This window comes from Actinoallomurus acaciae (assembly GCF_042429965.1).
Lineage (GTDB): Bacteria > Actinomycetota > Actinomycetes > Streptosporangiales > Streptosporangiaceae > Actinoallomurus > Actinoallomurus acaciae.
Genome location: NZ_JBHLZP010000354.1, coordinates 1 through 8774, shown reverse-complemented (window position 1 = coordinate 8774; position 8774 = coordinate 1). Strand labels below are relative to the sequence as shown.

Sequence of the window (8774 nt, the reverse complement as noted above, 5' to 3'; positions counted from 1 at the left end):
CCTCGGCGGCGGCCCGGCGGCCCCGGGGGTCGCCGCGCCGGCGCGTGGCGTGCTCGCGGACCCGGCGCAACACGAACTGCTCGTCCAGGAAGCCGGTCCACTTGTCCAGGTCGATGGCGTACCGGTCGCGCATGCCGCGGTCACGGATGCCCGCGACGATCGGTGCGGCGGCGTCGATCGCGGCCAGCCGGCCCTCGGTGGTGTCGAGGTCGTACTTCTCGATGGTCGCGCGGATGGCGAACCGGAAGAGCGGCACCCGGGACGCGACCAGGTCGCGCACCGCGGCGTCACCGTGCTTCATGCGAAGGTCGCAGGGGTCGAGCCCGTCCGGCTGCACGGCCACGAACGTCTGCGCGGCGAACTTGTGCTCGGACTCGAACGCCCGCAGCGCGGCCTTCTGCCCGGCGGCGTCGCCGTCGAAGGTGAAGATGATCTCGCCGCTCGCCTCGTCCTGGTCCATCAGGAGCCGGCGCAGGATCTTGATGTGCTCGTCGCCGAACGACGTGCCGGAGGTGGCGATCGCGGTGCCGACCCCGGCCAGGTGGCAGGCCATGACGTCGGTGTAGCCCTCGACGATGACCGCCTGCCGCCGCCGGGCGATCTCCTTTTTGGCCAGGTCGGCGCCGTACAGCACCGACCCCTTCTTGAACAGCGGCGTCTCGGGGGTGTTGAGGTACTTGGGGCCGTCGTCGCGCTCCTCGAGCCGCCGCGCGCCGAACCCGACGACGTCGCCGGTGAGGTCGCGGATCGGCCAGATCAGCCGCCCGCGGAACCGGTCGATCGGGCCACGCCGGCCCTGGCTCGCCAGCCCGCCGGTGATCAGCTCCTTGTCGCCGAAGCCGCGGCCGCGCAGGTGGCGTACGAGCGCCTCCCACTCGTTCGGGGCGTACCCGACGCCGAACCGCTCGGCCTCCTCACGCCCGAACCCGCGCTCGGCCAGGAACCGCCGGCCGATCTCGGCGGCCGGGGTGAGCAGGTGCTCGGCGTAGAACTCGGCCGCGGCCCGATGCGCCTCGACCAGCCGGGTCCGCTCGCCCTTCTGCCGCCCCGGGACGTATCCGCCCTCGGTGTAGCGGAGCTGAATCCCCGCCTTGGCCGCGAGCCGCTCGATCGCCTCGGCGAACGACAAATGGTCGATCTTCTGCATGAAGGCGATCGCGTCGCCGCCTTCTCCGCAGCCGAAACAGTGCCAGAGGCCGTTGGAGACGTTGAACGACGGGGACTTCTCGTCGTGGAACGGGCAGAGGCCCTTCAGGGCACCGCCGCCGGCATTGCGGAGCTGGACGTACTCCCCCACGACAGCGTCGATCGGTGACCGTTCGCGTACGAGTGCGATGTCCTCATCGCGGATCCGGCCTGCCACGTCGGCAGTCTAGTCGCGCCGTGCCGCACGTGAGCCCCGTGCCCCACTATTCGCCACCACTGGACAAATCACGGACTTACGAGGTGTACTGGCTCAACTTCGGTGGGCCATAACGGATTCCGCCGACTCTTGTCATCGGGTGCACGGGGACCCCGGCGGCGCAATCCCGCACGCGACGGTCGGCCATTCACGGCCGCCGCGGTGAGCACGAGGTGTCGGTAGCGATGACCGAGGTCGTTCTGGACGCGGTGAACAAGGTCTATCCGGACGGCTTTCACGCGGTCCGTGACCTGACCCTGCGCGTACCCGACGGCGAGCTGTTCGTCCTGCTCGGGCCCTCCGGATGCGGGAAGTCGACGATCCTGCGGATGGTCGCCGGGCTGGAGGAGATCACCTCGGGCAGCCTGTGGCTGAGCGGAAAGCTCGCCAACCATCTTCCGCCGCGCGAGCGGAACCTGGCGATGGTGTTCCAGAACGGCGCGCTTTACCCCCATCGAAACGTCCGCGGCAATATCTCGTTCCCTTTGGAGGTCGCCGGCGACAACAACGCCGAATCCCAGGCTCGGATCGTCGAACTTTCCCGCGCACTCGGCATCGAGGAGACCCTTCACCGGCTTCCCTCGACCCTGTCCGGCGGTCAGCGGCAGCGGGTGGCGATGGGCCGGGCGCTGATCCGCCAGCCCGGGATCTTCCTGATGGACGAGCCGCTGTCCAACCTGGACGCGGGCCTGCGCACCGAGCTCCGCCTGGAGATCGGCGCGCTCGTACGGTCCCTCGGCGTGACCACGCTGTACGTCACGCACGACCAGACCGAGGCGCTCACGCTCGCCGACCGCGTCGCGATCCTGCGGCGCGGCGTCCTGGAGGACGTCGGCACGCCGCAGCAGGTGTACGACGACCCGGCGACGATGTTCACCGCGGCGTTCCTCAGCGCTCCGCCGATCAACCTGGTCCGCGCGGCGGTGCGCGCCGACCAGAACGACGGCGCCGTCCTGGGCATCGGCGACCAGCAGCTGAGCCTGCCGTGGTCGGACTCGCGGGCCGCCGCGCTGGTGTCGCAGCACGGGTCGTTCGTCACGCTCGGCATCCGCGCCGACGCGATGCGCCCGGACTCGGACGGGGTGATCTCCGGACGCGTGCGCACGCTGGAGTTCCACGGCCACGAGTGGCTGGCGCACGTGGAGGCGGGCGTGGTGCTCGTCGACGCCGAGGCGTTCCGCGAGGACCAGCCGCAGCAGACCCGGGAGGCGGGCCGCCCGGGCCTGATGCGCCGCCTGCTGCGGACGACGGGGCTCGTGGCCGAGGAGGCCCCGGTCCACCCGGTCTCCCACGGCGGCACGCACCGCCGGTCGGACCTGGTCTTCCGCCTGGAGAACCGGGCGGGCATCGCGGCGGGCGACACCGTACGCCTGTCCGTCGACACCGACCGGATGCTCCTGTTCGCCGAGAACGGCCGTCGCATCGACAAGGTCGATCGCTGACCTGCCCAGAGCGATCGTTGCGTGGTCAGGTCGCCGGGTCCAGACGCAGCACGGCGGTGCGGCCGACGTGGCGCACGATCTCCTCGACCGGCGCCTCCGGGGCGAACGGCAGCAGCGGATCGCGGTACTCGACCTGGGGCAGGTAGGTCGCCAGGACGCGCGCGGCCTCGTGGCCCTCGACCATGACCGGCCTGCGTTCGGTGTCGGCGCCTGCCGGGCCGTCGCGTTCGACCCGGCAGCGGCCCGCGGCGACCAGGTTGCGCACCCAGTCGCGCGCCCGGGTCGCCGAGCACACGTACAGGCGGCCGTCGAGCGCGGTCACGTTGACGCCGAACGGTCGCGGCTCGCCGCTGCGGCGTCCCACCACATCGATCACCCGGGCGACCGGCCGCCCGTCGGCGTACGGCTCCACCGGCCGTGCGCGGAGCTGGTCGATCATCTTCCGTGCGGCCTCATCCATGGCCACCCCCAACCGGTCCGTCGGTCCAGTTATCCGGCGGAGTACAATACGGTCCGCCGGACCGGTTAGCAAGCGAGGAGGACGGCCGTGACGGAACGAGCCGACGCCGCCCGGAACCGCACCGCGGTCCTCGACGCCGCCGACGCCCTGTACCGCCGTGACGACGCCGGCCGCGTGACCCTCGCGCGGATCGCCGAGGCCGCCGGCGTCGGCAAGGCCACCGTCCTGCGGCGTTTCGGCAGCTTGGAGGGCGTCGTCGAGGCCGTGCTCGCACCCCGGGTCGCGGCGCTGCGGGACGCGGTGACGGGCGGCGACTCGCCGCTCGGTCCCGGCGGACCGGCGGGTGAGGCGCTGCACGTGTACGTGGACGCCCTGTTCGACTTCGTCCTCGCCAACCGGACGCTCATCCGCGCGTTGGAGCACAGCCGTCCGGACGCCTACTACGCGAACCCGGTGAGCCGGTTCTGGGTGGAGGAGTTGACCCGCCGGATCAGCGCCGCCGACCCGGCCGCCGACGCGGGCTACCTGGCCCACGTCGTGTTCACCGCGCTGCGCGCCGACGTCGTCGACTACCTGCGTACGGACCAGCGGATGGGCACCGGGCGGCTACGCGCCGGGCTGCACTCCCTCGTGGGCCGCACGGCGGGCTGACGGCCATGCGCCGCGCCTCACCGCACGCGGTGAGACTCCTCAAGGTAGGCCATGACGCCCGCCGGCTCCTCGGCGAAGAAGACCAGGCTCGCGAGTGGGCACGGCAGGAACCCCTCGTCCTCCATCCGCCGGAACTGCTCCCTCAGGCCGTCGTAGAAACCCGCGCTGTTCAGCAGCACCAGCGGCTTGTCGGTCTGCCCGTGCTTCTTCAGCTCCAGGATCTCCGTCGCCTCGTCCAGCGTTCCGGTGCCGCCCACCATGATCACTACCGCGTCGGCCTTCTCCAGCAGCAGCCTCTTGCGCTCGGCCAGATCCCGCGCGACGACCATGTCGTCCACGCCGGGACGCACCCTGTCGGCCAGGAAGTGCACCGAGACGCCCATGAGCCGTCCGCCGGACTCGTGCACTCCGTCCGCCACGACCTTCATCAGGCCCGTGTCGGAGCCGCCCCAGACCAGGGTGTGCCCGCCCTCACCGATGAGTTCCGCCAGCTCGCGGGCGGGTTTCGTGTAGGTCTCGGAGAGGTCGGCGGCGGAGAGGAAGACGCAGATGTTCATGCGGACACCGTAGAACCCGGCGGCGTCGCGCGGCCGGGCCCCGGCCCGTTCACGAACCGTTCCTGCGGCGCAGTTCGTCGCCGAGCGAGCCGATGCAGTTCGCCAGCTCCCTGGTGGACATCTCGCCCGGCGGCTTGCCGCAGCCGGACACGGCGGGCGTGGTCTTGCCGCCCGGGTTCGGCGTGCTGGAGACGTTCACGGTCCGCGGGCTGGTGCGCCCGGTGATGGACAGGTCGACGTAGAACTCCGTCAGCCCGCGCCGGACCCCGTACACGCGCCACATGTCGCCGCCGAGCGGAGTGAACTCCTCCAGGCGTCCGCCGGTGTTGAGGAACGTAGGGTCGATGCCGCGTACGGCGTCGGTGGCCTTGTTCGTGAGGGCGTTGAGGTTGGCGACGTTGGGGTCGCCGTCGGGCAGGACGTACAGGTCCATGGGGTTGAGGCGGCCGTCGGTCGCGGCGTCGGCCGGGGAGACGGCGTAGGCGATGAAGGCCTGGCTCCTGCTGGCGTTCGGCGTCAGCGGGGTGACGTAGTACAGGTGGTCGCCGGGACCGCGGAGCAGGTACTCGGAGGTGTTGCTGCCCTGGACGTCGTCGACGGTGGGTTTGAATCCGAAGGACGCGCGTGACCTCCACTTGCGGCCGGCGGCCCACTCGGTGGCCTTGCGCTGCAGCACGGTCAGGCTCTCGGGGTACGCGGGGCCGGGCAGGTCTCCCGCGCGCACCGTACGGCGGTAGGTGGCGTGGACGCCGTGGTCACCGGTGACGATCAGCACGCCGGCGGCGGTCATGACGCTGCGGTTCTTGACCCCGATCTGCCGCTTGACCGGGATGACGATGACGGGCTTGGCTCCCTGGCAGTAGCCCCAGACGTCGTCCTCGTCCCACAGCAGGTCGGGGTACTTCTCGCCGAGCCAGTTGGGCAGGCTGTTGCCGCGCGCGCCGTGGAAGGCGCGGTCGAAGTCCCCCGGGGCGAAGCGGCACGCGACCTTGACGGTGTTGGAGGCGCCGTCCCAGGACGCGATGCCGTAGGCCGGGGTGGCCTTGCCGGAGCCGTCGAGGACCGCGGTCCAGATGCCCGGCCCGCTGTCGCCGCCGGGTTTCGGCGGCGCCCCGTAGAGGTAGGTGAGGGTGTCCTCCCAGAAGTCGACCTTCGGGGCGGGCGAGGCGGCGTGGGTCATCATCTGCTGGGCCGAGGCGTAGGAGGACGTGCGGCCCTCCCAGGCGGCGATGCCGGACAGCTTGTCGATCTGGACGCAGCCCCGCACGTCGGCGGTGCCGCGGTAGGAGCATCCGCGCTCTCCCTCTCTGGCGCCGCGCATCAGGTACGCGAGCGAGGCGGGAGGGTTCGCGCCGTCGGTGATGTGCCAGGTCGTGGCCCGGTTGTAGTAGCGGCCCTCGTCCTTGTCGTTGTCCCAGACCACCCGCAGGAACGGCACGAGGAGAACGCCGGCCGAGGCGATGGCGGCCACGGTGGCGACGAACCCGGAGGCGCGGCGCCGGCTCGCGTACCTCTCGTCGCCGGTGAGGACGATGACGGCGGTGCCGGCGAGGCCGACGGCGACCCAGAACCAGAACAGGCCGGTGGCGTGGCCGAACGAGCCGCCGGGCAGCCACATGCGCTGCACGACCGTGATGCGCCACCACTGCGACCACGTCCCCATGCCGGAGAACCCGTACCGGAAGAGGATCCAGACCAGGTACGCGCCCGCGGGCATCCACGCCCACCAGAGCAGGAGGGCGGAGAGCCGCGCCTTCAGGAGGTTCATGGTGCCGCCTTACGGTCGGGGGGTGCGGTCCTGATCTACCACCAACGGCTCGGGAGGGCTCCCGACACGGATCGGCGCGAGTCCACGTTCTTGGACCGTGCCCCGGCGCCCGCGGTTCCAGCGGACGATGTTTCTCCTGTGAAATTCCTGTTACATCGCGCGCCCGCCCATTCTTCTGCCAGGTCGTCCGGGGTTAGCGTCGCTGTGTGCTGATCTCCCCACACGAGCAGGAGCGCCTGCTGATCCATGTGGCGGCCGGGCTCGCTCGCGACCGCCGCGGCCGAGGGCTGCGGCTCAACCATCCCGAGGCGACCGCGATCATCGCCGCGTACGTCCTGGAGGGCGCGCGCGACGGCCGCGGGGTCGCCGACCTCATGGAGGCGGGCCGCACCGTGCTCGCGCGCGAGGACGTGATGGACGGCGTCCCGGAGATGCTGGAGTCGGTGCAGGTCGAGGCGACGTTCCCCGACGGCACCAAGCTCGTCACCGTTCATCGGCCGATCCCATGACCGAGCGAAGCGAGGGAATCAGAAGACACGCCCCAGTAGTCACCCCCTCCGACGAAGGAGGATCTATGACGGTGCCGGGAGAGGTCGTGCCGGGCGAGGGGGCGGTCCCCCTGAACCCCGGGCGCCCGCGGACGACGCTGACGGTGGTCAACACCGGCGACCGGCCCGTGCAGGTCGGGTCGCACTACCACTTCGCCCAGGCCAACGACGCGCTCGTGTTCGACCGCGAGGCCGCGCGCGGGCTCCGGCTCGACGTTCCCGCCGGCACCGCGGTGCGGTTCGAGCCGGGCATCACCCGGGAGGTCTCCTTGGTCCCGCTCGCCGGACGCCGGGTCGTACCGGGGCTGCGCGATGACTGAGATCTCGCGCGAGCGCTATGCCCGGCTGTACGGGCCGACCACGGGCGACCGCGTGCGCCTGGCCGACACCGACCTGTTCATCGAGATCACCGAGGACCGGAGCCGCGGTGCGGGGGCGGGCGACGAGGCGGTGTTCGGCGGCGGCAAGGTCATCCGCGAGTCGATGGGCCAGAGTGTCGCCACCCGCGCCGAGGGCGCGCCCGACCTGGTCGTCACCGGCGTGATCGTGCTGGACCACTGGGGTGTCGTCAAGGCCGACGTGGGCGTGCGCGACGGCCGGATCGTCGCGCTCGGCAAGGCCGGCAACCCGGACACGATGGACGGGGTGCACCCGGACCTGGTGATCGGGCCGTCCACCGAGATCCTGGCCGGCAACGGCAGGATCCTCACCGCCGGGGCGGTCGACTCCCACGTTCATCTGATCTGCCCGCAGCTCGTCCCGGAGGCGCTCGGCGCCGGGGTGACGACGCTCGTCGGCGGCGGCACCGGTCCGGCCGAGGGCACCAAGGCCACGACCGTCACGCCCGGTTCGTGGCACCTGGCCCGGATGCTGGAGGCGATGGACCCCTACCCGGTCAACGTCGCGCTGCTCGGCAAGGGCAACACGGTCTCGGAGGAGGCCATGTGGGAGGCGCTGCGCGGCGGCGCGTCCGGCTTCAAGCTGCACGAGGACTGGGGGTCGACCCCGGCGGCGATCGACGCGTGCCTGCGCGTCGCCGACGCCTCCGGCGTGCAGGTGGCGCTGCACTCCGACACCCTCAACGAGGCCGGGTACGTCGAGTCGACGCTGAACGCCGTCGGCGGCCGGTCGATCCACGCGTACCACACCGAGGGCGCGGGCGGCGGGCACGCTCCGGACATCATCACGGTCGCGGCGCACCCGAACGTCCTGCCGTCCTCGACCAACCCGACCCGGCCGCACACCGTGAACACGCTCGACGAGCACCTCGACATGCTCATGGTCTGCCACCACCTGAACCCGTCGGTGCCGGAGGACCTGGCGTTCGCCGAATCGCGGATCCGCCCGACGACCATGGCGGCCGAGGACGTCCTGCACGACCTGGGCGCGATCTCGATGATCGGCTCGGACTCCCAGGCCATGGGCCGCATCGGCGAGACCGTGATCCGCACCTGGCAGACCGCGCACGTGATGAAGGGGCGCCGCGGCGCGCTCGATGACAACCTGCGCGCCCGGCGCTACGTCGCCAAGTACACGATCTGCCCGGCAATCGCGCACGGCCTGGACGCGGAGGTCGGCTCGGTGGAGGTGGGCAAGCTCGCCGACCTGGTGCTGTGGGAGCCGGCGTTCTTCGGCGTACGGCCGCACGTGGTGCTGAAGGGCGGCATGGTCGCCTGGGGGCAGATGGGCGACGCGAACGCCTCGATCCCGACGCCGCAGCCGGTGTTCCCGCGGCCGATGTGGGGCGCCACGGCGGCGCCCGCGACCTCGGTGCACTTCGTCTCGCCCGCCGCCCTGGACGACGGGCTGGCCTACCGGCTCGCCGTACGGCGGCGGCTCGTCGCGGTCGGCGACACCCGGCGGCTGGGCAAGGCGGACATGCCGCTCAATGACGCGCTGCCCGAGATCAAGGTCGACCCGGACACGTTCACCGTGACCGTCGACGG

The 8774-nt window shown here is 71.7% G+C and carries 9 protein-coding genes; 5 read left to right on the top strand and 4 right to left on the bottom strand.

Features of this window, described 5'->3' with window-relative positions:
• Nucleotides 1-1363 (bottom strand): DNA primase (gene dnaG / locus ACFFNX_RS34100; RefSeq protein WP_378210003.1); only part of this gene is annotated, 1363 nt, incomplete at its 3' end.
• A gap of 224 nt (nt 1364-1587) precedes the next feature.
• On the opposite strand from dnaG, the gene ACFFNX_RS34095 reads away from it, so the two are divergent.
• Nucleotides 1588-2844 carry an ABC transporter ATP-binding protein gene (locus ACFFNX_RS34095; RefSeq protein WP_378210001.1) on the top strand — a complete coding sequence of 419 codons (1257 nt, stop codon included), beginning with the start codon at nt 1588-1590 and terminating at the stop codon, nt 2842-2844.
• Nucleotides 2845-2869: 25 nt separating this feature from the next.
• Here the strand turns inward: ACFFNX_RS34095 and ACFFNX_RS34090 are convergent, their stop codons facing one another.
• Nucleotides 2870-3304: a PNPOx family protein gene (locus ACFFNX_RS34090; protein WP_378209999.1), complete on the bottom strand. Its 435-nt coding sequence runs from the start codon at nt 3302-3304 to the stop codon at nt 2870-2872.
• A gap of 87 nt (nt 3305-3391) precedes the next feature.
• Here ACFFNX_RS34090 and ACFFNX_RS34085 point away from each other — a divergent pair, with 87 nt between their 5' ends.
• Complete coding sequence (locus ACFFNX_RS34085; protein WP_378209997.1) at nt 3392-3955, top strand: TetR/AcrR family transcriptional regulator; 564 nt, start codon at nt 3392-3394, stop codon at nt 3953-3955.
• 17 nt (nt 3956-3972) lie between these two features.
• Here ACFFNX_RS34085 and ACFFNX_RS34080 read toward each other — a convergent pair whose 3' ends face one another.
• Both ACFFNX_RS34080 and ACFFNX_RS34075 read right to left on the bottom strand, forming a co-directional pair.
• A complete protein-coding gene (locus ACFFNX_RS34080) occupies nt 3973-4512 on the bottom strand; it encodes an LOG family protein (protein WP_378209995.1) in 540 nt (179 codons plus the stop codon).
• Nucleotides 4513-4561: 49 nt separating this feature from the next.
• Complete coding sequence (locus tag ACFFNX_RS34075) at nt 4562-6280, bottom strand: MFS transporter (protein WP_378209993.1); 1719 nt, start codon at nt 6278-6280, stop codon at nt 4562-4564.
• Between the two features lie 206 nt (nt 6281-6486).
• On the opposite strand from ACFFNX_RS34075, the gene ACFFNX_RS34070 reads away from it, so the two are divergent.
• From ACFFNX_RS34070 to ACFFNX_RS34060, 3 genes are all read left to right on the top strand, one after another.
• On the top strand, nt 6487-6789 hold the full coding sequence (locus ACFFNX_RS34070; RefSeq protein ID WP_378209992.1) for an urease subunit gamma: 303 nt from the start codon (nt 6487-6489) through the stop codon (nt 6787-6789).
• Nucleotides 6790-6854: 65 nt separating this feature from the next.
• Entirely contained in the window at nt 6855-7148 is a 294-nt protein-coding gene (locus tag ACFFNX_RS34065) for an urease subunit beta (RefSeq protein ID WP_378209990.1), read from the top strand.
• Nucleotides 7141-8774, top strand: a 1634-nt coding sequence (locus tag ACFFNX_RS34060) for an urease subunit alpha (protein WP_378209988.1), incomplete at its 3' end; no start/stop codon positions are given. The genes ACFFNX_RS34065 and ACFFNX_RS34060, both read left to right, overlap by 8 nt.

Coding starts and splice junctions, on each gene's coding strand:
- ACFFNX_RS34095 (WP_378210001.1), top strand. CDS start 1,588: ATGACCGAGGTCGTTCTGGACGCGGTGAACAAGGTCTATCCGGACGGC.
- ACFFNX_RS34090 (WP_378209999.1), bottom strand. CDS start 3,304: ATGGATGAGGCCGCACGGAAGATGATCGACCAGCTCCGCGCACGGCCG.
- ACFFNX_RS34080 (WP_378209995.1), bottom strand. CDS start 4,512: ATGAACATCTGCGTCTTCCTCTCCGCCGCCGACCTCTCCGAGACCTAC.
- ACFFNX_RS34075 (WP_378209993.1), bottom strand. CDS start 6,280: ATGAACCTCCTGAAGGCGCGGCTCTCCGCCCTCCTGCTCTGGTGGGCG.
- ACFFNX_RS34065 (WP_378209990.1), top strand. CDS start 6,855: ATGACGGTGCCGGGAGAGGTCGTGCCGGGCGAGGGGGCGGTCCCCCTG.